Consider the following 23512-nt stretch of genomic DNA (forward strand, 5'->3'; position numbering starts at 1 on the left):
GCGGTTCACCGCTGTCCAGGGGCTTTCGGCCTGATCACTCTCGTACGGAGGCCGAGCACCCGTCCCCGTACGGTGCCCGGCCCCCTCCCCGTGTCAGATCCTCACTCCGTGAGATCCAGTGCGGCTCCGACGATGCTGTCCGTGTCGATCCCGTGGTAGCGGTAGACCTCGTCCAGCGAGCCCGACTGGCCGAAGCCGGTGACGCCGAGCCTGCTGTTCGGGACGCCGTGGATCGTGGCCAGGAACGCGAGCGTGTGCGGGTGGCCGTCCAGGACCGTGACCAGGGGGGTGGCACGGTCGGCGGGGAAGACCTGGTCCAGGATCCAGTCGGGTGCGTCGCCGTGCCCGGCGCGGGCGTCGAGGGCCTTGTAGAGGAGGCCGGGGCTGGTCACGCAGACGACGTCGGCCGGGATACCGATCGCCTGGAGGCGGTCCGCGGCGGCCAGTGCCTCCGTGACGACCGCCCCCATGGCCGCGATGGTGACCCGGGCTCCCTCTTGGCGGCGCAGAGGGTACGCACCGGCGACGACCTGGCGACGGCGGCGCTCGCGGGCCGCCGGGTCTGCGGGGACGCGGGCGAGGGTCTGGTCGACGGGACGGGTCGACAGGCGCAGGTAGGCGGAGCCGCCGTCGGGGCGGCCGAGGCGGGAGAGGGCGGCGAGCAGGGTCCACTCCGTGTCGAGGGCGAACGCCGGCTCCCAGGTGGTGCAGCCGGGCTGTTCGATGCCCAGGGAGGGCGTGGTGATGGACTGGTGAGCGCCGCCTTCCGGCGCGAGGGTGACGCCCGAGGGCGTTCCCACCAGTATCGACTGGCCGCCTGCGTAGATGCCGAAGGACCAGGGCTCCAGGGCGCGTTGCACGAACGGGTCGTACATGACGCCGATGGGCAGCAGCGGCTCGCCCCACCGGCTCCAGGTCGCGCCCAGCTCGCCCAGCAGGCCGACCAGGTTGGTCTCGGCGATGCCCAGTTCGATGTGCTGGCCTGTCGGCCGCTCCCGCCAGTGCAGGATGGTCTCGGCGTCGTCGGCGAACCAGTCCACGCGCTCGGTCGGCGACCAGACGCCCACCTTGTTGACCCAGCCCCCGAGATTGGTGGACGAGCTGACGTCCGGGCTGACCGTCACCACCCTGCGCGCGGCCTCCGGGGCCGCGCGGGTCAGGTCGAGCAGGACCCGGCCGAGGGCCGCCTGCGTGGTCGCCACTCCGGTCGGTGTCCGGCCGATGTCCGCCGGAATCTCCGGCGCAGGCGCCGTCGGCTCCCCTTCGCGGCGCAGCCGGGACGCGGTCTCGGCACAGAGCCGGGCCTCGTCCGAGCCTGCGGCGAACCCGGCCCACGGGTCGTCGAGATCGGTGCCCACCGCGTCGGCCAGCTCACGCATCTGGGCTTCCGTCAGCAGCGACGAGTGGTTCTGCGGGTGTCCGTGACTGGGCAGCCCGTAGCCCTTGACGGTGTACGCCAGGATCACGGTCGGCCGGTGGTCGTCCACCGCCGAGAGCGCGGCGTCGAGAGCTTTCAGGTCGTGGCCGGCCAGATTGCGGACGGCCGCCAGGAGCGTCTCGTCGTTCAGGGTCGCGAGCAGCTCGGTGATGGCGCTCGCGCCGGGGTCGGCGCCGGGCAGCCGGTCCCGCAGCTGGTCCGCCGAACAGCGCAGCAGCCGCTGGTACTCGGCGTTGGACATGGAGTCGATCCGCTCCCGCAGCGCCCCGCCGCCGGTGCGCGTGAACAGCTCCTCCAGGAGGGTGCCGTACTTGAGGACGAGCACCTGCCAGCCGGCGGCGGCGAACATGTCCCGCAGCCGGTCGGCGGCCATGGTCGGCACGACCCGGTCCAGCGACTGCCGGTTGAGGTCGACGATCCAGACGAGCTCGCCGAGTTCGGCGACCTGCGGGTCCACCACGGCCTCCCAGACCGCCCCCTCGTCCAGCTCCGCGTCACCGACCAAGGCGTACTGCCGGCCGGTGAAGCCCCCGGCGGGGATCTTCTCCGCGTAGCGGCGGGCCAGCGCGCCCCAGATCGTGGCCGTGGCCCCGATGCCGACCGAACCCGTGGAGTAGTCGACGGGGTCGGGGTCCTTAGAACGGCTCGGGTAGCTCTGGAGGCCGCCGAAGGCGCGCAGCGTGGGGAGGTAGGAGGCGTCGAGGTCGCCGAGCAGGTAGTTGATGGCGTGCAGGACCGGCGAGGCGTGCGGCTTCACCGACACCCGGTCCTCGGGACCGAGGTGACGGAACCACAGGGCCGTCATGATGGACACCATCGAGGCGCACGAGGCCTGGTGCCCGCCGACCTTGAGCCCGGAAGGATTGGGCCGTACGCGGTTGGCGTGGTGCACGATCGCGCTCGACAGCCAGAGCGCACGGTCCTCGACCCTCTTCAGCGCGTCGAGGTCGGTGGCGGTGGACCGCCTGGTGGTGGCGGGTGCGGTGGACATCGTGAATCGGTCTCCTTGCGCTGTGACACCCCCCTGGGTGCCGGCGTGCGGCCGGCTCGGGGCAGGGGGCGGAATGCGGCGGCGTGAGAGTGCGGCGCACCGGTCGTACAGGGAACACGTCGGGCCGGCTGCCGACCGGGTCACGGTCGGCGGTGAGGCGCCGGCGGCGGGGACGTCGCTGACGAGGAGACCACCGGGCAAGGAAGTCGCACAAGCACCTGTGGTGAGATTGCGCAGAACGCCCAGCCCATCCGCCCCCGCAACCCCGGAAGGTGCGCACTGTGCCCAATCGTGAGCGGATCGACTCCACCGACGCGCGGCTGCTGCTGGCGCTCACCGCGCACCCCCGTGCCACCACGGTCGCGCTCGCCGAGGCGAGCGGTCTGAGCCGTAACACCGTGCAGGCGCGGCTGGCGGCGCTCGACCGCAGCGGTGCCGTGGATTCCTTCGAGCGGCGCATCGACCCGTCGGCCCTCGGCTATCCGCTGACCGCGTTCGTGACCACCCAGGTCGCGCAGCGCAGGCTGGAAGAGGTGGCGGAGGCGCTCGCCGCGATTCCCGAGGTGCTCCAGGTGCACGGGCTGAGCGGGGACACCGACCTGCTGGTGCAGGTGGTCGCGACCGACGCGGAGGACCTGTATCGCGTGGCCGGCCAGATCCTCGGCATCTCCGGAGTGGAACGGACCAGTACGGCGCTGGCCATGCGCCGGATGGTCGACTACCGGATCGCGCCACTGCTGCGCCGGTCCGCCGCACGCTGATATCGCCCCACTGCCGCACCGGTCCGCCACCCGTCGGCCAAGCCCCACCAGCGGTTCCCTACCGCCACCACAGGCCCGTTCAAGAAATTCGTTTACACGAAACCTTGCTGTTATCACATATAGCGACCTACTGTGGGGTCATGGAGCCGACTGCTCCAGCACGGCGGAACCGGCTGCGACACGACGTCGCACCCGGCATCCGCCGACCGGGCCGAGGGCCTCAAGTCATGTGGCTCACGCCGGATTTCATCCGCTCGGCGGCGAGGCGAGCACGGCCGCATCGCCACCGAGCGGATGAACTCCGCCGGCCACGCACCAGGAACCAGGAGCCATCTCGTGCGCATCGCCAACCTCGCCGGCCGTCTGGCACTCGTCGTCGACGGCTTGGCCGTCGACGTCGAGCAGGCCAGCGACGGCCTCTTCACCGCGGACCCGCAGGCCGTCTACGAACGGTGGGAGGAGTTCCGCCGCTGGGCGGCACAGGCCCAGCTGCCCGAAGGCGAAGCCTTCGATCCCGACCGCCTCGACGCCCCGGCGCCCGCCCCGCGCCAGCTCGTCGCGGCCGGTCTCAACTACCGTGACCACGCGGCCGAAGCCGGATTCGCGCTGCCCGACACCATGCCGCCGGTCTTCACGAAGTTCGCCTCCAGCCTCACCGGCCCCGTCACGGCCGTCGTCCTCCCGCCCGACGGCCACACCGACTGGGAGATCGAGCTCGTCGTCGTCATCGGGACCCGCGCCCACCACGTCACCGCCGACGCGGCCTGGAACCATGTCGCCGGCCTCACCGCCGGTCAGGACATCTCCGAACGCATCACCCAACTCGACGGGCCAGCGCCTCAGTTCAGCCTCGGCAAGTCCTTCCCCGGGTTCGCTCCCACCGGCCCCTGGCTCGTCACACCGGACGAGTTCGGAGACCCCGGAGACCTGGCGCTGCGCTGCACGGTGAACGGCGAGGAGGTCCAGAAGAGCCGCACCAGCGACATGATCTTCCCGGTTCCCGAGCTCATCGCCCGTCTCTCCTCGGTCATGCCCCTGCTCCCCGGAGACGTGATCTTCACCGGGACCCCGGCCGGCGTCGGCATCGCCCGGGACCCCCAGCGCTGGCTCGCGCCCGGCGACGAACTGGTCAGCACGATCGAGGGCATCGGCGAGCTGCGCCAGCGCTTCACCGACCACCGCTAGGAACCCACCCGGGTCCGTCCCCGGTACCGGTGGGTCTCAGCCCCCGCTCTTCGGCCCCGCGTTCAGCGAGGCCGCGCACATGTCACGACACCGAGAGTGCGGGCACGCCGTCCGTCCCCGGCCCGCCCGGCCGGCCGCGGACACAGAGCCGACGACGCCCCGCAGGTTCGATCAAGGAGGATCGGATGACCGCCGCACCGAAGTTCGCCCATGTCGTCTTCCAGACCAGCAACCCGGCCGCCATGCGGGACTGGTACTGCGCCGTGCTCGACGGACATGTGGTGTTCCAGAACGACACCCTGTGTTTCATCACGTACGACGAGGAGCACCACCGCGTCGCCCTGCTCACCCCGCCCGTACCGCTGGAGCGCAAGAAGCCCACGACGGCCGGCGCCCACCACGTCGCCTACACCTTCGCGCACCTGGACGACCTCCTCGCGCGGTACGAGCTCCTGCGTGACAAGGGCATCGGCCCGGCGGTGTCCATCGCCCACGGCGTCACCACGTCCCTGTACTACCAGGACCCGGACGGCGGCTTCGTCGAGATGCAGATCGACAACTTCGCCGAGCCCGACGAGGCCACCGGCTACATGAACGGTCCGGAGTACGGTGCGGACGCCGTCGGCCCCGCCTTCGACCCGGAGGCCATGCTCGCCGCCCGCCGCTCCGGCGCCACCGTCGAGGAGTTGATCCACCGTTCCTGGGCGCTCAGGAGCGATCTGCCCGACCCGATGCTGGTCCTCACCGGAGCCGTCTGAGCGCGGGGCCAGGTCCGCCGGCAGGGTGCCGGGCTCCGGCCCGGCACCCCGTCGGCGCGCCACCGCCCGGAGGTCGCACCCGACCGTCCTATCACTCACCACCAGCCCGAGGGATTCCGTTGAGCACACCCAGCCACCAGTCCGACTGCTTCATGTGCGGCCTGGAAGAGAACGACGACGCCTCCGTCGTCTTCCGCGACCCCCTGTGGTCGGGAGAGTCGGTGCCCGGCTACGACGTACCCGGCTGGTTCGTCCTGCGGGCCCGCCGCCACGCCGAGCGCATCACCGGGCTCGACGAGAAGGAGCTGGCCTCGTTCGGCCGCCGCGCCCGCGATCTGGTGGCGGCGGTGACGGAGGTGACGGGTGCGCCGGCGACGTACCTCCTGGTCTTCGGCGAGAACCACCCACACTTCCACGCGCTGATCACGGCGCGGGACGCGCACGTCCCCGAGGACCGGCGCAGCGGGGACATCCTGAAGCTGCGTACGGAGTACGCCGACGCGGAGGCGGCCGCCCGTCTGGTTCCCGAGGTCCGCAACGCCTACGAGCGCCTCGCCGCGAACGACGTCCATACGGTCGGCGCCTGAGCTGTAGCAAGCCACGGCCCCGTCACCGACTGCCGGTGACGGGGCCGCGCTCTGTGCCGCCGCGATATCTCAGGGCGTCAGGACGCCCTCGGGCACGTGCAGCGGTGCCGCGGTCGCTGCCGCGATCCGGTCGGCGGTGACTCCGGGGGCCGTCTCCACCAGGACGAGTCCGTCGTCGGTGATGTCGAGGACGCCGAGGTCGGTGATGACGCGGTGGACGCAGGTCCGTCCGGTCAGCGGCAGCGTGCACTCAGGGAGGATCTTCGGGCTGCCGTCCCGCGCGGTGTGCTCCATGAGGACGATGACGCGGCGGGCCCCGTGGACGAGGTCCATCGCTCCACCCATGCCCTTCACCATCTTCCCCGGGATCATCCAGTTGGCGAGGTCACCGGTCGCGGAAACCTGCATGGCGCCCAGGATCGCGGTGTCGATGTGCCCGCCGCGAATCATCGCGAAGGAGAGCGCGGAGTCGAAGAAGGAGGCACCCGGCAGGACGGTGACGGTCTCTTTGCCCGCGTTGATCAGGTCCGGGTCCACGGCGTCGTCGGGCGGGTAGGGGCCGGTGCCGAGGATGCCGTTCTCCGACTGGAGGACCACGTGCACGCCTTCGGGTACGAAGCCGGGCACGAGGGTCGGCAGTCCGATGCCGAGGTTGACGTAGTCGCCGTCGTTGAGCTCCGCCGCGGCGCGGGCGGCCATCTCGTTCCTGGTCCAGGCCATCAGCGGGTCACCGTCTCTCGTGCCGGAGGTACGGCGACCGTGCGCCGCTCGATCTGCTTGGAGGCGGCCTCGTCGGCGCTCAGCGCGACCACGCGCTGGACGAAGACGCCGGGCAGGTGGATGTCGTCGGGGCCGAGGACTCCCGGGTCGACGAGTTCCTCCACCTCGGCGATGGTCACCCGGCCCGCCATCGCGGCCAGGGGGTTGAAGTTGCGGGCGGACCGGTTGAAGACGAGGTTGCCGTGCCGGTCCCCCCGGGCAGCTCTCACCAGTGCGTAGTCGCAGGCGATGGCCTCCTCCAGAACATAGTCCCTGCCGTCGAAGGTACGGATCTCCTTGGCCGGTGAGGCGACCGCCACGGACCCGTCTGCGTGGTGGCTCCACGGGATGCCGCCGTCGGCGAGCGGGGTGCCGACACCTGCCGGGGTGTAGAAGGCGGGGATGCCGGAGCCTCCGGCGCGCAGGCGTTCGGCCAGGGTGCCCTGCGGGACGAGTTCGACGTCGAGTTCGCCGGTGAGGTACTGACGGGCGAACTCCTTGTTCTCACCGACGTACGAGCCGGTGACGCGGGCGATGCGTCCCGCCCCGAGCAGGATGCCGAGCCCGTGGTCGTCGGTGCCGCAGTTGTTGGAGACCACCCGCAGCGCACCCGTGCCCTGGTCGTACAGGGCGGCGATGAGGGTGCTGGGGATTCCGCACAGGCCGAACCCGCCGACGGCCAGGGAGGCGCCGTCGCCGATGTCGGCCACGGCCTCGGCCGCGGAGGGGGATGTCTTGTCCATGGACGTCCTTCGGGGTTCTCGCGAGATGTGTTCCGAACGGGGCGGTGTACGCCGGGGGCGTCCGGGCCGTGTGGCAGCGGCGACAGGGCCCGGACGCCGGGCGGTGCTCCGGGCTCGTGGCACCGGGGCACGACGGCGGACGGACTGTGCGGTGGTCCGGCCGCCGTGGTCGGTAAGTTGCTCGGCCCCTCCTGCGGGGTGCCGCGTCCGTCTGTGTCGGCAGCCTGCCGGCCGCCGGACGCGGGTGGCTATCGCTCGCCGGCGGCTTTGAGCGACTCGGGCGCCGGGGCCCGCCCCGGGGTGGTGACGGGGTGGTGCAACTGCCCCCGCAACTGGCCGACCAGCTCGCGCAGTCCCCATGCGTCGGTGGCGGCGCCGAACAGGTAGAAGTCGGGCCGGACCAGGGCGGCGACGTGTCCGTGCTCGCGCATGTGGGGCAGGTAGCCGTGGGGGTCGTCGAGGTAGCCGCCGGGCGGGGGGCTGCCCCGGTACAGCGGCACGAGGTGCGCGCCGATTCCGTCGAGGAAGGCGTGGTCGCTCTCGTCCAGGAGGTCGAGCGGGCCGGCCCCGTCGGTCAGGATCGTGAACCCGCCGCCGGTGTGGTCGTCCAGCAGTGCGGTGCGGCCCTGATGGGTGACCTCGTACTGCGGGGTGAGGTGGCCGACGTCCGGGGCGCGGTTGCCGTCGGGAGCACGCTTGAGGACGCCGTCGCCCAGGACGGGTGGCGGGGTGGGCGGCAGTGCGTGGCGCGGGTCGGCGCCGGCGGCGATCATGCGGGCGTCGCGGGCGGCGGCGGCGTCGGGGTCGAGGACGCAGATGACCTGACCGAGGGCCATGGACATGCCGATGGCGTGCTGGACGTGCTCGCTGCGTTCGGAGGTGTAGGTGTCCAGCAGTGCGGGATCGGCACGGCCGTCGAGGACGAGGTCCAGTTTCCAGGCGAGGTTGATGGCGTCGCGCAGCCCGGAGCACATGCCCTGCCCGGCGAAGGGCGGCATCTGGTGGGCGGCGTCACCGGCGAGGACGAGCCGGCCCTCGCGCCAGCGGTCGACCCAGCGGGCCTGGAAGGTGTAGACCGCGTGTCGCTCGATGGTGGTGTTCTCCGGGGTGCGTCCCCAGGGCTCCAGGAGGCGCCAGGCCGCCTCCGGCGTCGTGAGTTCCTCGACGTTCTCGTGCGGTAGTCGCATGAACTCCCAACGGCGTCGGCCCGGACCGCCGGAGACGATCGTGGTCGGCCGCCGGGGGTCGCACAGCTGCCAGTTCTTCGGCGACCACTCGGTGCGGTCGTGCGGGAGCGTGTCGACGACCAGCCAGTCGTAGAAGAAGCCGAGGTCGGTGACGGAGGTGTTCATGGTGGAGCGGACGAAACTGTTGGCCCCGTCGGCGCCGATGACGTAGCGGGCGCGGACTTCGCTGCCGTGGGCGTCGTCGGTGGTCAACCGGACCCGGACGTATTCGGCGCCGGTTCGGAGGCCGGTGACCTCGCAGCCACGGCGCACGGTGACGGTGGCCAGGTTCTCGGCGGCTTCGGCGAGGACGGCCTCCAGCTGGGGCTGGCTGAAGAAGTTGGCGGTGGGCCAGCCGGAGGGGCCGTTGCCGGACCAGTCGATGCGTACCAGGGGCTCGCCGGCCGCGTTGCGCCACTCGTAGTGGTCGGGCACCGGGTCGGTGACCGCGCGTACCGCCTCTCCCACTCCCCCGGCCTGGAAGATGCGGCCGATCTCGTGGTCGAAGTGCGCGGCGCGCGGCAGGGGGTAGGGGTCGGGCCAGCGCTCCAGGGCGATGACGTCGTGCCCGGCCCGGCCCAGCAACAGAGCCAGCATCTGGCCGACGGGTCCGAAGCCGACGATCGCGATATCGTGTGTCGTCGGAGTGCTGCCCTGTCCCTTCGGGGAACTACTGCTCATGGCTCTGCCTCGGCTCACTGTGGGTGCCGGTCATGAGGGCGGCTAGGTCCTCGGGGGCGAGGAAGGACGGCGGGGGCGGTGGCCCCCAGTTGAAGAGGCCCTTGGCGCCTTCCAGGACCTCCGGCGTCCACAGCTGGTCGTCGACGATGCAGTCCATGTCGGAGTAGTACTCGCTGAAGTTGCCGGCCGGGTCCTTGAGGTACCAGAAGAAGTTGGAGCCCGCGTGGTGGCGTCCCAGGCCCCAGATGTGCCGCTCGGGGTGGCCCTCCAGCATCGCGGCGGCGCCACGGCCGACCTCGTCGATGTCGTCGACCTGCCAGGAGGAGTGGTGGAGGAAGGTGACCGGGGCGGCCAGGACCAGGATGTTGTGGTGGTCGGTCGAGCAGCGGAGGAACGCCCCGTGGTCCTTGATGTAGTCGGATGCCTTGAAGCCGAGGCCGTCTCGGAAGAACGCGGTGGTGGCGTCGAAGTCGGTGGTGCCGACGACGGCGTGGCCCAGCTTGCGTGGCCTCACCCGCGTGGTGCGCAGGATGCCGGGCGCACGGGAGCCGGCGCGCTCGATCCGGCCGGGACCGTTGTGGGCGGGGGCCGCCACCGGCTCCTGGGCGAGCCGGGGGGCGACTTCCAGGACGGCGCGTACGGCGGTGGCCGCGTCGTACGCGGTGAGCGTCCCGGCGTCGGCCGTACTTTCGATGCCCAGGCGCTTCAGGCGGGAGGCGGCCGCCGCGAGGTCGTCCGGCGTGTCGACGCCGACACGGACCTCGACCAGCCGGCGGGACGGTGCCTGGACGATGCGGAGCTGGCGTCCGGCGTCCCGGGTGGTGAACCAGCCGTCACCGTCGGGGGTGAGACCGAAGTCGGTGTAGTAGGCGGCAGTTTCGGCGACATGGGGGACCCCCACGGTGATGGAGGTCAGACGGTGCAGTGCCATGGGAATTCCTCGACTCCTTCGTCCGTCGGTTCCGTCGGCTCAGGCGATGAAGGTCTGGCGCAGCTCGCCGATGCCCTCGACGGTGCTGACGAGTTCGTCGCCGGCGGCGAGGAAGCGCTGCGGGTTGCGGCCGAGGCCGACGCCGGCCGGGGTGCCGGTGAAGATGACGTCTCCGGGCAGGAGCGGCAGGACCGCGGACAGTGCCGCGATCAGGGCGGGCACGGAGAAGATGAGGTCGCGGGTCCGGCCCTTCTGGACCTCTTCGCCGTTGACCGCGCAACGCAGTTCGAGGTCGTCGGGGTCGTCGAACTCGTCCGGCGTGACCAGCCACGGCCCTATGGGGGCGAAGCCGGGGTAGGACTTGCCGATGCTGAACTGGGGTGCCGGGCCCGCCAGTTGTGCTACGCGCTCGGAGATGTCCTGCCCGGCCGCGAGGCCGGCGACGTGCTCCCACGCGTCCGCCTCGGCAACGCCCTCGGCGCGGCGGCCGATGACGGCGACCAGCTCGACCTCCCAGTCGGTGCTGCCGTCTGCCGGTAGCTTCACCTGTGTGACTGGCCCGCTGATGCTGGTGACGAACTTGGTGAAGACCGGCGGCAGACCCTCGGGCGCGGCGAATCCGGACTCGGAAGCGTGGTCCCGGTAGTTCAGGCCGATCGCCAGCGTCTGCCGCGGTCCCGGTGCCGGGGAACCCAGCTCGGCCGGGTCGAACGACGCTCCTGCGGGCAGGTCGGCGGCGGCGGCCCAGGAACGGAACTCATCCCAGTGTTCGTAGACGGCCTGCGGGTCCGCGGAGAAGCGGCCGTCGCTGGCCTTCGCGACGTCCACGGCGCGGCCGTCGACGATGAGGGCCAGACGACCGGAGAGGTTGGCGATGCGCATGATGTGTCTCCCGGACTGGGGAAGGGAGCGGACCACCCGAAGCCGCTTCGGGGCCAGTGGCCGCTCGGCTGCCGAAGGAATCGCAAGAACGCCCGCCGGGGACAACGGGGTCTTGCTCCCCCATCAGCAATTCAGCATGATGATTACCTCGATGTTGCGCGTGGGCGACCACAGCGTCAAGAGGTCCGGGAAAAAAGAGCATGATGAATATGGCAAATTAGGAGAAGACGTGAGCGCCACCCCCGACCGAGCCGCACGGCACAACCCGCCAAAAGCCGCCCCAGCAGACAGCCGGGGCCTCGGCGCCTCACCGCGGCAGACGTCCTCCGGGCGTGCCGAGAAGGCCGCGGAGAAGGTCGCGGAGCTGATCGGGAGCGTGCCGCCCGGCTCTCGGCTTGGCACCAAGGAGCACCTTCGCATCCTGTGCGGCGTATCCGTGGGCACGTTCAACGAGGCGTTGCGTCTCCTGCAGGCCCGCGGCCTGGTCACCGTGAAGCCCGGGCCGGGTGGCGGGCTGTTCAGCGCCGAGCAGTCCCCGATGGTCCGCCTCGGCAACTCCGTCCTGGCGCTGGACGCCCAGGCGAACGACGTCGCCGACGCCGTACGCATCCGCGACGCCCTGGACCCCCTGCTGATCGAGGACGCCCTCTGGCACGCCTCACCCGCCGACATCGCGGGGCTGCGTCGCCACATCACCGCCATGGAGCACGCCGTGGCCGCCGCGGATCCCGTGGCTTTCGTCCACGCCAACTGGCGCCTGCACGCCGCCATCGCCGCGATCAGCCCGAACCCGCTGCTCGGTTCGCTCTACACCCACCTGCTGGACCTGATCGAGAGCCACACGCTCTGCGTGCTGCCCACCAGCGAGCAGCCCCTGGACGAGTACATCGCGCACCGGCACGAACTGCACCGCGATCTGGTCGACGCCCTCGACCGACGGGACCGCGACGAGGCACTGCGGCTGATCCACGAGCACAACACCAGCCTTCGGACAGCTGGAGATCCTGCTGCACAGCACTGACCCCTCCGCCCACCGCGCGAAGCGGCCCGGCCCGGCCCGGCCCCGCCCGCAGACAGGACCGGGACCGGCCCTTCCCGGATCAGGTCCGCACAGGGAGCTGCAGGTAGGACGCGCGCTCTCCCCCGGTGTGGATGATGTGCTTTCCGCTGTTAGCGGGGGTGTACTCGCGGTTTCCGGGCATCATCGTGCCCAGGAGCGAGCGACTGCTGATGACGAAGCGAAGCTGCTCGCCGGGATAGAAGGTGAGCCCCACCGGGAGCAGGTCGATCTCGATGTCGACGACTTCGCCCGGTGAGAGCTTTTCGACACGGTCGAAGCTGTGAGCAGGGACGTCCTCGGTGGAGAGCGCCTTGTCCAGGTGTCGCATCGAGACGCGCAAACGTCCGTCCGAGCCCTTGTACCGCAGGATCGAGGCTCCGCGCTCGGTGACGTCCTGGATCTGTGCACCCTGGTTGGGGACGGTGAACTGCTGCAGCGGCGTGCCGTAGGCGTCGAGCTTCTGGACGAGGAGGAACAGGTCCATGTCGTCGGACCCCTGTGCCTCGACCCAGAGTTGGGCCCTCGGGTAACCGACCAGAACGGTCTCATGCTCGAAGCGTGTCACGAACGACACCGTGTCGGGATTGGCCCCCGCGGTGTAGCCGGCCGTCGCCTCGGCCGCGGGCGCTGCCGTCGCCAGCGTCCGTGAACGGCCATCGAGGTAGTACTTCGTCGGCGCGACTCCCGCGGGCGGGAACTCGTCGGCCGGGATGTTCACACGGTCGCCGCCTTCGAGGTCCAGAAGGGAGTAGCGCACGCGGGGCGTCTGCTCCCATCCGTTGTCCTCACCCTTGAGGAAGCGGTCGAAGAACCGGCGCAGGTCCTCCGTGTTCGTCTCGTCGTAGTAGTCCGGCCATTCCTGGCTGTTGTGGATCCGCAGCCACTTGTCCGTGGAGGCGATGCGGCGCCAGGCGCGGAAGGTACCTGCGGTGTGCAGTGTGTTGGAGTAGCTGGCGACGACGTAGGCGGGCACGGTGATCTTGTCGAACTGCGGGATCTTGTTCTCCCACAGGTCGCTCATCAGCGGGTGGCGCTCGGCCTCCGCGACGATGTCCTCCCTCTGCCCCTTGCCCCAGTAGCTGTTGTTCTGGAGCTGCTCGGCAAACCCGGTGTCGGGCATACCGCCACGCATCACCAGGTCGCGGTAGACGTCGCTGACGCCTTCCCACGGGTTGATCGCCGCCAGGTGGGGAGGCTGTTCGGCCGCGGTGAACCACTGGGAGACCGCGAGGTAGGACGTGCCGCTCATCGCTACCTTGCCGGTGCACCAGTCCTGGACGCCCAGCCATTCGATCAGGTCGTAGCAGTCCCGGCCCTCCTGCCGGTCCCACACGACGCTGTCACCCTCGGAGTCCACCACGCCCCGGATGTCCGGGTTGCAGATCGCGTAGCCCTGCGCGCACCAGTACGCCGGGTCCGGTCCCTCGAACTTCGCGAGGCCCGAGACGATCCCGTTGTCCAGCCCGACCATGCCGAAGATGCCCATCACGCTGGCGGACGTGCCCTGGCCCTTCCCGTACGGGCTCCACGCCACGATGACCGGCACCTGTTCCGATCCCGCGGGGCGGAACACGTCGACGTGGATGATGACACCGTCACGCAAGGTAACCGGTACGTCCTTCTCGAAGACGATGTCGACGGGCAGCGGCCTGAACGGGGGAGCGATCTGGAAACCCGCCTCCAACGTCCGCGTTCCGGGCTCGAAACCGCTCAGAATCCCGTATCGAGGCCCCGGCTCCAGCGGCCGGGACGTCGTGTATACCTTCTGGTCCTCACTCATGGTGAGCTCCTCGCATCTACTTCAACCACTGGTCAGGTTCTGGCCATGCGAGCGTACGTCCGCGGCAGCCATAACTCAACCCGCGTTGAGTTTCGTGTCGGGGAGGTACTTTTGGACGATGACCGCTCATACGAATCCCGCAACCGCCGCACGCCGCGGCCGCCGACCGGGCACGAACACCACCCGACAGGCGGTCCTCGACGCGGCTCGCACCCGATTCGCGACCGATGGCTTCAGCGGGACCACAATCCGACGGGTAGCTGCCGACGCCGGTGTGGACGCGTCGCTGGTGATGCAGTTCTTCCGCTCGAAGGACGAGCTCTTCGCTGCTGTCATGTCCATTCCTGCGGACGCGTTGACGCGCTTCAGCGCAGCCTTCGAGGGGACCGACGACCTGCTCGGCGAACGCGTGGTGCGCGCCTTCATCGAGGTGTGGGAAGTCGATGCCCGGACTTCGGAGCCACTCATGGCAATGCTGCGCGGTGCCATCGTCAACGAGCACGCGAACGAGCAACTGCGCGAGTTCCTCCAGGAACGCCTGCTCGTCGACGCCATCGCGTCACGCGCAGTCGGCGGCGCGACGCTCCGCGCGGGCATCGTGTCGTCGATGCTCGTCGGACTCATGGTGGGTCGGGGCATCGTAGGTGTCCCGACCCTCACGGGAGCGGAGCGGGAGACACTGGTCGCGCTCGTCGGGCCCGCCGTACAGAGTGTGCTGGTCCCCACGCCACCGGCCACCGACGGCAGGGAGTAGGGCGATGACGGCGATCGACGGCCGCATCTACGTCGAAGGATGCCCCACCACCTGCCCGCCCGACCTGGAGGACGCCGCCGACGCACTGGAGCGGTCGGAGGGCGTGGCCTGGATCGGGCTGATGGACCCCGGTCCGGACGATCTCGAGACCGCCGCTGTCCGGTTCGGCCTGCACCCGCTGGCCGTCGAGGACGCACACAAGGGCCATCAGCGCGCGAAGCTCGAGCGATACGGCGACACCATGTTCGTCGTACTGCGGCCCGCTTCGTACGACGACCGGAACGAGCGCGTCGACTTCGGCGAGGTCCACCTGTTCGTCGGCCCTCAGTTCGTCATCACCGTCCGGCACGGCGGTGTGCCGGACCTGTCAGCGGCCCGCGACACCCTTGAGGCCGAGCCGCAGTTCCTCAGCACAGGGCCTGAGGCGATGCTCACGGCCTTTCTCGATATCGTCGTCGACGGCTACGCGCCTGTCGTCGCAGGGCTGGTGAACGACATCGACGAGGTGGAGGACAGCCTCTTCGGGGAGGGGAACGCCGATCCCGCACTCTCGAAACGGATCTACCGGCTGCTCGCACAGGTGATCGCGCTGCAACGCGCGATCGGTCCTCTGCCTGACATGGTGCGGGGCCTGCTCCGCGGTGCCGGCAGGTACGGCACCGGCGACGAGATCCAGAACCGGCTGCGCAACGTGCTCGACCACACGATCCGGGTGACGGAACGGGTCGACGGGTCCAGGTCGCTGCTGGAGAACGCGCTGACCGTCCACTCCACACTGGTGACGGTGGAGCAGAACGAGGCCATGCGGCGCATGTCGAGCGCGAGCCTCGCCCAGGGCGAGGAGAGCCGCCGCCTGGCGGAGGAGACCATCGAGCAGGGCGAGCAGGTGAAGAAGATCTCGTCGTGGGCGGCGATCCTCTTCACACCCACACTGGTCGCCTCCATCTACGGCATGAACTTCGACCACATGCCGGAGCTGCACTGGACGTGGGGGTACCCGTTCGCCGTCGCGCTCATGATCGGCTTCGGCATCGGGCTCTGGGGCGTCTTCAAATGGCGCCGTTGGCTTTGAGTGGGTGGCCGGCCGAAGCGTCATGAAACGCGTTCCGGTTCGCGCGATGCCGGTCCACCGTCGCCAGGCTCGAAGACTTACAGGTCTGATGCCGAGAAGGGCGCATGCCGGTCGGCGAAACCCGCTCGGCCGCCGGCGACGCCTCTGCGGTCGGAGGTGAGGAGGTAGGCGATGGCCATGTCGCTGAGTTCGTCGGCATAGCGGCGCCTGGCGGTCTCGCCCGTGACGGGGTCGGGGCGCACCGAGTTGTGGAAGCAGGCGCCCAGGACGGCGCGGGCCGCGGTGTCCAGCGCCTCCTGCGGGTGGGAGCGCTGAATCTGCACGGCATAGGGGGCTGCCGCTTCGAGCAGGAGACGGTGAATCTCGGTGATGGTGTGGGCCCCGCGGTCGATGGACTTGTTCCTCCCGGCACGCAGCAGGGCGGGGAAGAGGCTGTTGCTGTCGGCGAAGGACTCCAGCAGAGCGTGCGCGTAGGCGTCCAGGACGCCGGAGAGTGAGGGCTCGGCCATGCGCAGTCGCTCGGCCATGTACTGCTCGCGACGTTCCAGCATCCGCTCGGTCAGGGCCGTGATGAGCTGCCCTTTGTCTTCGAAGCGGCGGTAGATCGTGCCGACGGAGACACCGGCGCGCTCTGCGACGCCGGTCATCGTCATCTCCTCCAGGCCGGACGAGGCGGCGATCTCCTCGGCCGCCCGCAGGACGCGAGCCAGTGTCGCGGCGCTGCGTGCCTGCTGGGGTTGCCGGTAGCTCAGTGGGCGGTCGGGCTCCTCGGTCATGTCCAGCATCGTAGCGGCGGACGGTTCGGCAGGTTCTTTTGACAAGTGGTCCACACCTCCGGGTACTCTCATTAGGTGAATGCGAATTCACATTCACGTACTAGAGAAGGTTCGACCCATGACCGACAACAAGATTTCCCCGCCGGTGACGGTGGCCCTGGAGTCCGGGCCCACCGGTGGGAGCATCGACGACTTCGAGCTGTTCTACGCCCGCCGCGCACTGGACCGCTTCCGGACGCGACTGGGCCGCCAGGGCCTGCTCGACCTTCTCGCTGCGGACATCGAGGAAGGCAACGCCTTCCTGCGCGAGAGCGCCCGCACCTCCGACGGCCGATTCAAGGGGGGCACGACCGTGCTCGCGACGAAGGGCCTCACCTCGGGTGCGTTCCTGGCCTGGATGGACAAGGCGTTCGCCGGCGACGAGCACGCGCTTCTCGCGTCGCACCCCGAGCACTACGTGATGGGCACCGACGAGATCGGCGCGCGCGTGGTGGAGAACATCGGCCCCCACGTCGCCTCCTTCTATATGGGCGGCTGGGGATCGGACGCGGTGGCGTGGGCCGCGGACGCGGACGAGCTTCTCCCCGACTCCGAGTTTCCCCGCAGGATGTCCTCGAACCTGTTCCTGGCCGACGGCACGGTGGTCGGGCGGGCACTGATCCAGTTCGGTGACACCGCTGACGGCTTCACGGCAAGCTTGAGCGTCTACTTCCCCGTCTCCTGTCCGGACGAGGTGCTGGACCACCACCTTCAGCACTACGCCGTCGAGTTCAGGAACTGGATCGTCGCCGCAGCGGCTGCCCAGGCCTGACGCTCCGGCCCGGCAACTGGTCGGCAGTGACGAGGCCGCCGACCGCATGAGCGGGTGCCGGGCCCGATGGGCCAATCCCTCCCGGTGAGACCGGCCTTGGGCTGGGAAGCCCGCCTGGACGCGGCATCGCGCCTTCGTTTCACGGTCGTACGGCCGGATGTTCTCAGTGGATGCCTGAAGAACGTGCCGACGAGGACGGCCCGGACCGTGCTTCGGCGTACGGGGACTCGGGTGCGCGGCACTCATCCCGCCTTCTCCACCGCCCCACCCCGGAAAGGGCTCCGCCCTCTCCGCGCACCGCAGGAAGCACAGAAGGACTCAATGATGCCCAGACACTCCACGCCGCCCGGCACGAAACGCAAACTGGTCCTGGTCGTCCTCGGCCTGGCAGCCCTGATCACCACGATGCTCTGTGCGTTCGCGCTGCCCTCGCTGAACAGCGGCCCGCACCGCGTCCCCATCGGGATCACCGGGGCACCGTCGACCGTCGGCGACCTCCGGGAGAACGTCGACGAGGACGCGTGGGACATTCGCGTCTACGAGACGCCAGCGGACGTCCGGTCCGCGGTCGAGGGCCGCGATGTGGCCGGTGGGATCGTCGTCACCGAGCAGAGCGTCGAGGTGTACACCGCCACCGCCGGTGCCCCTTCCGCCACCAGCGCCGTGGCGGCACTCGGTGAGACCGTCGCCTCGCAGCACACCAAGCAGGCATCCGTCCACGATCTGGTGCCCTTCACCGAGGACGACCCCCGGGGCACCGGGCTGACCTCCGCGCTCATGCCCATGATCTTCGGTGGCATCTTCCCCGCCCTGATACTCAGCAGCTTCTTTCCGGGCCACCGTGGACTGCGCACCCGTATCGCAGGGGCTCTGCTCTTCTCCGTCGTGGCGGGTGCAGCCGTCGTCGCCGTCCTCCAGTTCGCCACACACTCGATCGGGGGCAGCTACGGGATGACCGCCCTCGGAGTCATCCTCGGCATGGCCGCCATGTCCACCACCCTCCTGGGGCTCCAAGCCCGTTTCGGGATGGCGGGGTTCGCCTTCGGCAGCGCTCTGATGATGCTCCTGGGCAATCCCCTCTCAGGTATCGCCACCGGCCCCCACTGGCTCCCCGACGGCTGGGCCATGCTGGGCCAACTGCTCCCCCCGGGCGCTGCCGGCAGCCTCCTGCGCACCAATGGCTTCTTCGACAGCGCAGGTGCCGGCCTTCCCACCCTCACCCTCGCCGCCTGGGTCGCTTTCGGTATCGCCCTCGCCTTCCTGGCAGACCGGCGCGGCAGACGCTCGGCCTCCTTTCAGCCCGAGACCGCCACCGCTGCCGCCACCGCCTGACGTGAGGGCCGAGGACTGTTGCCGACGCGTCGGTGAGCGTGTCGACCAGCGCGACAAGGTCTTCCCAGCGAGGACTTCAGGCGTTGGCGCAGCCGTTCCGCGCGTCATACGGCCGGCCCCGATGCCGCGAGGATCATGGGTGACACGTGGCGGCCTCTCCGATGCCGAACCGTTCTTGATGTCGGCACGTGGGGCGCTCAACGACGGCTCGGGTTGCTCACCCCACGTCGAGCTGCGCAGTCGGGTGAGCTTCGGACGATGGCTTACGCGTCCTCGTCGTCGACCCAGCTCATGAGCTTACGGAGCTCCTTGCCGGTGGTCTCCAGCAGGTGGTCGCTGTCGGCCTTCTTGTACTCGTTGTACTTGGGCAGACCGTTGTGGTACTCCGCCATCCAGGCCTTGGCGAAGGTGCCGTCCTGGATCTCGGTGAGGACCTTCTTCATCTCGGCCTTGGTGTCGGCCGTGATGATGCGCGGGCCGGTGACGTAGTCGCCCCACTCGGCGGTCTCCGAGATGGACCAGCGCATCTTCTCCAGGCCGCCCTCGTACATGAGGTCCACGATGAGCTTCAGCTCGTGCAGGCACTCGAAGTACGCGATCTCGGGCTGGTAACCGGCCTCGGTCAGCGTCTCGAAACCGGCCTTGACCAGGGCGGCGGTGCCCCCGGCAAGGACAGCCTGCTCACCGAACAGATCGGTTTCGGCCTCCTCGGTGAAGGTCGTCCTGATGACGCCCGCCCGGGCGCCGCCGATGCCCTTCGCGTACGAGAGGACCAGCGGGAAAGCGTCCCCCGTGGCGTCCTGTTCGACGGCCACCAGGCACGGCACGCCGCGGCCCTCCTCGTACTGGCGGCGGACCAGGTGGCCGGGGCCCTTGGGGGCGACCATGCAGACGTCGACGCCGGCCGGCGGCTTGATGAAGCCGAAGCGGATGTTCAGGCCGTGGCCGAAGAACAGCGCGTCGCCGTCCTTGAGGTTGTCCTTGACGGACTCCTCGTAGACCTGGGCCTGGATCGGGTCCGGGACGAGGATCATGATCACGTCGGCCTCGGCGGCGGCCTCGGCCGGGGTCACCACGCGCAGGCCCTGCTCCTCGGCCTTGGCCTTGGACTTCGAGCCCTCGTGCAGACCGACGCGGACGTCGACGCCGGAGTCACGGAGCGACAGCGCGTGGGCGTGGCCCTGACTGCCGTATCCGAGAACCGCGACCTTGCGGCCCTGGATGATGGACAGGTCGGCATCGTCGTCGTAGAACAGCTCGGCCACTGGGTCTTCTCCTTGGTGTGCAGGTGTCGCGCCCCACCGCATGCCGGCGAGGGGAAAGGAAGGAAGATCTGAGGGGTACCCGAAGGCCGTCCCTGGTCGATTGTCCCGAAGTCACGGGCCTGGCAGGGCGAAACATACGGATCGCCCTGCCAGGCCCGTGCCGCCTCTTCGGCCCAAGGGGTGTGCCGTCGTGGCACGGCGTGCGGGTGACGAACCCGGGACGCGAGGCCCGAGCACGTCACGTGGTCAACTGCGAGCCGCCGCAGCAGCGACGATCCAGTTCCTGAACTCCACGGCGAAGTGCCGGAGGTGGTGTTCCAGGACGTCCCGCGGGCACGAGGTGGGCAGGTAGACGGTGAGACTCGAGGTGAAGCCCTCGTCGGTCTCGCCGAACTGGATCAGAACCCGCCCGACGACCGTGCCGTCGGAGAGGAAGAGATTCGTGGCCTTCCTGTACGGAAAATCGGCCTTCGGGAGCAGCTCGTCCGCGTCGTCGGCCCAGGCCATCGCTTCCGCTGCCCAGTCCCCGAGGTAGAAGGAGCAGATGTGGGGGCCGACGTTCTCCACCACATGGACCGAGCCGTTCGTCTGGCCGACCATCACGTAGTGCTCCGGCTGCGCCGAAAGGAGCACCTCCTCGTCGGCGAACGCCTTGTCCATCCAGGCGACGAACTCACCCGCCCCGAGGCCCTTCGTCGAGAGCACCGTCGTCCCCCCGGCGAAGCTGCCGCCCGAGACATGGGCGCTTTCCCGCAGGAAGGCGTTGCCTTCGTCGATGTCCGCGGCCAACAGGTCGAGCAGTCCCTGCCGGCCCAGCCGCGCACGGAAGCGGCCCAGCGCTCGGCGTGCGTAGAACAGTTCGAAGTCGTCGATGCTCCCGGCGCCCGCCGGCCCTGAAACGAGTGCCACGTCTGCCGGTGCTGAAGTAGGACTGTCAGTCATTCTCAGAACCTCACTGGGATGCGAACGCGTACTCACATTCGCAATAGTAGAAGTGCGTGCTCGACTCCCGTCAAGGACTCGGACGCGGTGATGGTCGACACGACATGCGCGAGGCGATGGACGAGCCGAACCAGCGCGCGCAGAAGCCGGCCCGCCGGTCCCCTACTTGGCCTGGATGGCCTTGAGGAAGCCGACCTTCCCCGCCTCGCTGTGCTCGCGCAGCACGTTCGTCTCCATGTCGGGGTGGTGCTCGGCGTTCGGCTCGGGCACCGAGGGGTTGCCGGTCCACGACATCAGTCGGCAGACGCGGTGCCGGATGCGCCACCCCTCGTCGGTGCGGATGAGCTCGTCGTCGTACCAGCCCGTTCCCTGCCAGGTCGGACCGCCCTCGGCGCCTTCGCGCACAAGAAGCCAGTTGCCGTAGCTGAAGGCGTAGGCCTTGTCGCCGTCGACGTGCACCAGATGACCCATCATCGTGTGCTGATGACCGGTCAGGCTCTCGTGGAACTCCGCGAACGAGCGCTTGAAGGTGGCGAGGCCGGACCACGCGTTCCCGGCAGGGCCAAATTCCGCTGTCACATCCTCCGCGAAGACGCGGTCGAACAGGTCCCATTGGTGAGCGTCGAGTGCGAGACCGTAGAGGTTCAGGACCTCGATGATCGCGGCCTTGTCGTGTTCAGCCATGCTTGCGCTCCTCGTCGTCTATAAGCGAATGCCGGCCGGGACCGCCGCCCGCCGCACAGTGATGTCATCGCGTCGCCTCCATGCCGGCAGCTCGCGACGAGGCCGGTCGAACCGGCCTCGCGGCACAGGCACACAACACCGAAGGGGATCGCGCCTCGGCCGCCCGGCACCCGGGCCGCACCTTTCCCGCACAACGACCCAGGGCCGGAGCGAGTGGCGGAGATGGGGACCATCATCAGGAGCTACGACAGACCTGTCAACACTTTGAGTAGGCCGAACAGCCCGCCTCCCGGTGGACGACTGGGCAGCCGGTGGCGCGCACAGGCAGTGACCCGACCCCGTCCGGCCGTGAGTACGTATGGGACAAGGAGAGACGCAGGGGCCGACCAGCCGGGCGCCACCCCGACTCATCTGCACGCGACGGATAGGACTGGGATCAGCCAGGAGAAAATGTTGACACTCTTGCGTGCCTTCTCTTACGGTGCCGGTGGTAGGCCCTACGACAGAACCGACCTCGTGATCCAGGCCGAGGGTGCCGCGGACGACGACACACGGCCCGGGAGCCGTCGATCGTCCGTGCCCAGGACCGGACCGGGCACAACGGAATCAACGTACGCCCTTGTGTCTTCCTCGCTGAGACACCACCGTGCGTCACGTCGCGACGAGTCCGACCGTAGCCGTACGACCGCCCTGGTTCAGGTGTCACCGGGAGCTCGGTCGTGGCCTCGGGACACCGGGCGCCGACACACCAGGCGTCGCAGACCCGGCTTTCCACCCCATAGGAACGAAGCACAGGAGATGACCACGATGGTTGCGACCCACGACACGTCCGAGGCACTGGCGTCGATCCTCGCAAGGGTTCGCGCACTGGGACCCACCTTGCGCGAGCGTGCGCTCGACGCCGAGCGCGCCGGACGCCACTCGGACGAGACCATCGCCGACTTGGCCGCCACCGGTGCTTTCGACATCGGCAGCCCTGCTGAGTTCGGTGGCCACGAGTTGACCGTCCGGGAACAGCTCGACGTCGTCTCCGAGGTCGCGAAGTGGGACGGCTCGTGCGGATGGAGCGTGTGGGTGGGAGCCTCCACGAACTGGATTCCCGCCGGTTCGGGTGCACGCGTCGTCGAAGAGGTCTACGGATCCGAATGGGTGGGACCGCGAGTCGCCGGTTCGAGCCACTTCCCGGCCTCCAAGGGGCGCGCACAGCCGGTCGAGGGCGGCTGGGTCATCAGCGGCGGCCCTTGGACCTTCGGAAGCGACTCCCTCTGGGCGCCCTTCACCAATCTCGGTTGCATCGCGGACGAGGGCGACGGGCCCTACCTGCTGGCCGTTCAGGTCCCGCGGGACGAGCTGCGCTCCCTCGACGACTGGCAGGTCGCCGGAATGCGCGCCACCGGAAGTGTCTCCCTCACCCTCGTGGGCGATGAACTCTTCGTGCCCGATCACCGCTGTGTCGACTTCCGTCACATCGCGGCCGGGACGATCGACAACGGCCTCAAGGGCTCCCTGTGGAAGGCGCCCTCACTCGGCTGGGCCTTCAGCCTGATGGCGGGAATGTCCATCGGCCTCGCGCACGGCGCGCTGGAGAGGTTCCTCGTACGTTCCGCGGGCCGGCCGATCCGCGGCACCACGTACAAGAACCAACTGGAAGCGCCCTCCACGCACCTGATGCTCGCCCAGGTGCATTCCAAGATCCAGTCCGCGACCCTGTCGGCTCGCGCCAACGCCGAGGAGACCGACCGGCTCGGGGCGCTCGCCGCAGCGGGGACGCCGGCCGATCCGGAGTACATGCAGATGTTCAGTGCCCGGGTCCTCGTCGAGACGGCGTACGCGGCCACATGGTGTGCGGAGGCGATCGAGCTCATCCAGAGGAACTCCGGATCGACCGCGATCATGGAGAGCGAACCGATCCAGCGGGCCTGGCGCGACGCACGTGTGATCACGCTGCACGGCGCCCTCAACCTCGAGGCTCTCTCCGAGAACTACGGCAGGCTGATGGCCGGGGTCCAGCCGCACAAGTTCGCGGGGATCACGACCCTCGACCGCTTCGCCCCGGTCACGCCGGGCAAAGCCTGAGCGGTGGGGGGGATGGCT

At 69.5% G+C, this 23512-nt stretch carries 21 protein-coding genes; 10 read left to right on the forward strand and 11 right to left on the reverse strand.

The genetic code is table 11. The features are described from left to right. Positions 1–101: 101 nt before the first annotated feature. Entirely contained in the window at positions 102–2429 is a 2328-nt protein-coding gene (locus tag ACIQRW_RS24405; RefSeq protein ID WP_403763984.1) for a transketolase-like TK C-terminal-containing protein, read from the reverse strand. A 281-nt stretch (positions 2430–2710) separates the two neighbouring features. On the opposite strand from ACIQRW_RS24405, the gene ACIQRW_RS24410 reads away from it, so the two are divergent. The 4 genes from ACIQRW_RS24410 to ACIQRW_RS24425 all read left to right on the forward strand — a co-directional run bounded on the left by ACIQRW_RS24410 (position 2711) and on the right by ACIQRW_RS24425 (position 5720). Next, positions 2711–3190, forward strand: coding sequence for an Lrp/AsnC family transcriptional regulator (locus ACIQRW_RS24410; RefSeq protein ID WP_403763986.1), 480 nt, complete (start codon positions 2711–2713; stop codon positions 3188–3190). A gap of 336 nt (positions 3191–3526) precedes the next feature. Next, positions 3527–4375, forward strand: a complete 849-nt coding sequence (locus ACIQRW_RS24415; protein WP_403763988.1) for a fumarylacetoacetate hydrolase family protein — start codon at positions 3527–3529, stop codon at positions 4373–4375. A gap of 185 nt (positions 4376–4560) precedes the next feature. After that, positions 4561–5133, forward strand: a complete 573-nt coding sequence (locus ACIQRW_RS24420) for a VOC family protein (protein ID WP_403763990.1) — start codon at positions 4561–4563, stop codon at positions 5131–5133. A 119-nt stretch (positions 5134–5252) separates the two neighbouring features. Then, the gene (locus ACIQRW_RS24425; protein WP_403763992.1) at positions 5253–5720 is read left to right on the forward strand and encodes a hypothetical protein; all 468 of its coding nucleotides are present in this window, start codon (positions 5253–5255) and stop codon (positions 5718–5720) included. A 69-nt stretch (positions 5721–5789) separates the two neighbouring features. On the opposite strand, the gene ACIQRW_RS24430 is transcribed toward ACIQRW_RS24425, so the two are convergent. The 5 genes from ACIQRW_RS24430 to ACIQRW_RS24450 form a co-directional block, all read right to left on the reverse strand. Further along, positions 5790–6440 carry a CoA transferase subunit B gene (locus ACIQRW_RS24430; protein WP_403763994.1) on the reverse strand — a complete coding sequence of 217 codons (651 nt, stop codon included), beginning with the start codon at positions 6438–6440 and terminating at the stop codon, positions 5790–5792. Continuing rightward, on the reverse strand, positions 6440–7222 hold the full coding sequence (locus ACIQRW_RS24435) for a CoA transferase subunit A (protein WP_403763996.1): 783 nt from the start codon (positions 7220–7222) through the stop codon (positions 6440–6442). Before ACIQRW_RS24435 ends, ACIQRW_RS24430 begins: the two co-directional genes overlap by 1 nt. A gap of 248 nt (positions 7223–7470) precedes the next feature. After that, a complete protein-coding gene (locus tag ACIQRW_RS24440) occupies positions 7471–9129 on the reverse strand; it encodes a bifunctional 3-(3-hydroxy-phenyl)propionate/3-hydroxycinnamic acid hydroxylase (RefSeq protein WP_403763998.1) in 1659 nt (552 codons plus the stop codon). After that, entirely contained in the window at positions 9119–10060 is a 942-nt protein-coding gene (locus tag ACIQRW_RS24445) for a VOC family protein (protein ID WP_403764000.1), read from the reverse strand. The genes ACIQRW_RS24440 and ACIQRW_RS24445 overlap by 11 nt, the downstream gene beginning before the upstream one ends. 39 nt (positions 10061–10099) lie before the next feature. Further along, complete coding sequence (locus ACIQRW_RS24450; RefSeq protein WP_403764002.1) at positions 10100–10942, reverse strand: fumarylacetoacetate hydrolase family protein; 843 nt, start codon at positions 10940–10942, stop codon at positions 10100–10102. Between the two features lie 229 nt (positions 10943–11171). Between ACIQRW_RS24450 and ACIQRW_RS24455 the strand changes: the two genes are divergently transcribed. Continuing rightward, positions 11172–11963, forward strand: a complete 792-nt coding sequence (locus ACIQRW_RS24455) for a FadR/GntR family transcriptional regulator (protein ID WP_403764004.1) — start codon at positions 11172–11174, stop codon at positions 11961–11963. A 79-nt stretch (positions 11964–12042) separates the two neighbouring features. On the opposite strand, the gene ACIQRW_RS24460 is transcribed toward ACIQRW_RS24455, so the two are convergent. After that, on the reverse strand, positions 12043–13782 hold the full coding sequence (locus tag ACIQRW_RS24460) for a CocE/NonD family hydrolase (protein ID WP_403764006.1): 1740 nt from the start codon (positions 13780–13782) through the stop codon (positions 12043–12045). Between the two features lie 118 nt (positions 13783–13900). On the opposite strand from ACIQRW_RS24460, the gene ACIQRW_RS24465 reads away from it, so the two are divergent. Both ACIQRW_RS24465 and ACIQRW_RS24470 read left to right on the forward strand, forming a co-directional pair. Next, positions 13901–14536 (forward strand): TetR family transcriptional regulator, encoded by a 636-nt coding sequence (locus ACIQRW_RS24465; protein WP_403764008.1) that lies wholly within the window; start codon positions 13901–13903, stop codon positions 14534–14536. Positions 14537–14540: 4 nt separating this feature from the next. Further along, positions 14541–15608, forward strand: coding sequence for a magnesium and cobalt transport protein CorA (locus tag ACIQRW_RS24470; protein WP_403764009.1), 1068 nt, complete (start codon positions 14541–14543; stop codon positions 15606–15608). A gap of 77 nt (positions 15609–15685) precedes the next feature. Here ACIQRW_RS24470 and ACIQRW_RS24475 read toward each other — a convergent pair whose 3' ends face one another. After that, complete coding sequence (locus ACIQRW_RS24475; protein WP_403764011.1) at positions 15686–16384, reverse strand: TetR/AcrR family transcriptional regulator; 699 nt, start codon at positions 16382–16384, stop codon at positions 15686–15688. A 118-nt stretch (positions 16385–16502) separates the two neighbouring features. On the opposite strand from ACIQRW_RS24475, the gene ACIQRW_RS24480 reads away from it, so the two are divergent. Together ACIQRW_RS24480 and ACIQRW_RS24485 are read left to right on the forward strand one after the other, a co-directional pair. Further along, the gene (locus ACIQRW_RS24480) at positions 16503–17195 is read left to right on the forward strand and encodes a hypothetical protein (protein ID WP_403764013.1); all 693 of its coding nucleotides are present in this window, start codon (positions 16503–16505) and stop codon (positions 17193–17195) included. Positions 17196–17516: 321 nt separating this feature from the next. Continuing rightward, on the forward strand, positions 17517–18527 hold the full coding sequence (locus ACIQRW_RS24485; RefSeq protein WP_403764015.1) for a hypothetical protein: 1011 nt from the start codon (positions 17517–17519) through the stop codon (positions 18525–18527). 263 nt (positions 18528–18790) lie between these two features. Here ACIQRW_RS24485 and ilvC read toward each other — a convergent pair whose 3' ends face one another. From ilvC to ACIQRW_RS24500, 3 genes are all read right to left on the reverse strand, one after another. Further along, on the reverse strand, positions 18791–19792 hold the full coding sequence (gene ilvC / locus ACIQRW_RS24490) for a ketol-acid reductoisomerase (protein WP_403764017.1): 1002 nt from the start codon (positions 19790–19792) through the stop codon (positions 18791–18793). Between the two features lie 246 nt (positions 19793–20038). Continuing rightward, positions 20039–20734 (reverse strand): hypothetical protein, encoded by a 696-nt coding sequence (locus tag ACIQRW_RS24495; protein ID WP_403764019.1) that lies wholly within the window; start codon positions 20732–20734, stop codon positions 20039–20041. Positions 20735–20896: 162 nt separating this feature from the next. Continuing rightward, positions 20897–21418 carry a nuclear transport factor 2 family protein gene (locus tag ACIQRW_RS24500; RefSeq protein WP_403764021.1) on the reverse strand — a complete coding sequence of 174 codons (522 nt, stop codon included), beginning with the start codon at positions 21416–21418 and terminating at the stop codon, positions 20897–20899. Between the two features lie 807 nt (positions 21419–22225). Here ACIQRW_RS24500 and ACIQRW_RS24505 point away from each other — a divergent pair. Further along, positions 22226–23494 (forward strand): acyl-CoA dehydrogenase family protein, encoded by a 1269-nt coding sequence (locus ACIQRW_RS24505; RefSeq protein ID WP_403764023.1) that lies wholly within the window; start codon positions 22226–22228, stop codon positions 23492–23494. Positions 23495–23512 lie beyond the last annotated feature (18 nt).

This window comes from Streptomyces sp. NPDC091287 (assembly GCF_044768525.1).
Classification (GTDB): Bacteria; Actinomycetota; Actinomycetes; order Streptomycetales; family Streptomycetaceae; genus Streptomyces.

Bases quoted from the DNA above. Each gene is read 5' to 3' on its own strand.
- ACIQRW_RS24435 (WP_403763996.1), bottom strand. From the start codon at position 7,222: ATGGACAAGACATCCCCCTCCGCGGCCGAGGCCGTGGCCGACATCGGC.
- ACIQRW_RS24480 (WP_403764013.1), top strand. From the start codon at position 16,503: ATGACCGACAACAAGATTTCCCCGCCGGTGACGGTGGCCCTGGAGTCC.
- ACIQRW_RS24485 (WP_403764015.1), top strand. From the start codon at position 17,517: ATGATGCCCAGACACTCCACGCCGCCCGGCACGAAACGCAAACTGGTC.
- ACIQRW_RS24505 (WP_403764023.1), top strand. From the start codon at position 22,226: ATGGTTGCGACCCACGACACGTCCGAGGCACTGGCGTCGATCCTCGCA.
- ACIQRW_RS24430 (WP_403763994.1), bottom strand. From the start codon at position 6,440: ATGGCCTGGACCAGGAACGAGATGGCCGCCCGCGCCGCGGCGGAGCTC.
- ACIQRW_RS24475 (WP_403764011.1), bottom strand. From the start codon at position 16,384: ATGACCGAGGAGCCCGACCGCCCACTGAGCTACCGGCAACCCCAGCAG.
- ACIQRW_RS24470 (WP_403764009.1), top strand. From the start codon at position 14,541: ATGACGGCGATCGACGGCCGCATCTACGTCGAAGGATGCCCCACCACC.
- ACIQRW_RS24420 (WP_403763990.1), top strand. From the start codon at position 4,561: ATGACCGCCGCACCGAAGTTCGCCCATGTCGTCTTCCAGACCAGCAAC.
- ACIQRW_RS24445 (WP_403764000.1), bottom strand. From the start codon at position 10,060: ATGGCACTGCACCGTCTGACCTCCATCACCGTGGGGGTCCCCCATGTC.
- ACIQRW_RS24500 (WP_403764021.1), bottom strand. From the start codon at position 21,418: ATGGCTGAACACGACAAGGCCGCGATCATCGAGGTCCTGAACCTCTAC.
- ACIQRW_RS24440 (WP_403763998.1), bottom strand. From the start codon at position 9,129: ATGAGCAGTAGTTCCCCGAAGGGACAGGGCAGCACTCCGACGACACAC.
- ACIQRW_RS24495 (WP_403764019.1), bottom strand. From the start codon at position 20,734: ATGACTGACAGTCCTACTTCAGCACCGGCAGACGTGGCACTCGTTTCA.
- ACIQRW_RS24405 (WP_403763984.1), bottom strand. From the start codon at position 2,429: ATGTCCACCGCACCCGCCACCACCAGGCGGTCCACCGCCACCGACCTC.
- ACIQRW_RS24460 (WP_403764006.1), bottom strand. From the start codon at position 13,782: ATGAGTGAGGACCAGAAGGTATACACGACGTCCCGGCCGCTGGAGCCG.
- ACIQRW_RS24465 (WP_403764008.1), top strand. From the start codon at position 13,901: ATGACCGCTCATACGAATCCCGCAACCGCCGCACGCCGCGGCCGCCGA.
- ACIQRW_RS24450 (WP_403764002.1), bottom strand. From the start codon at position 10,942: ATGCGCATCGCCAACCTCTCCGGTCGTCTGGCCCTCATCGTCGACGGC.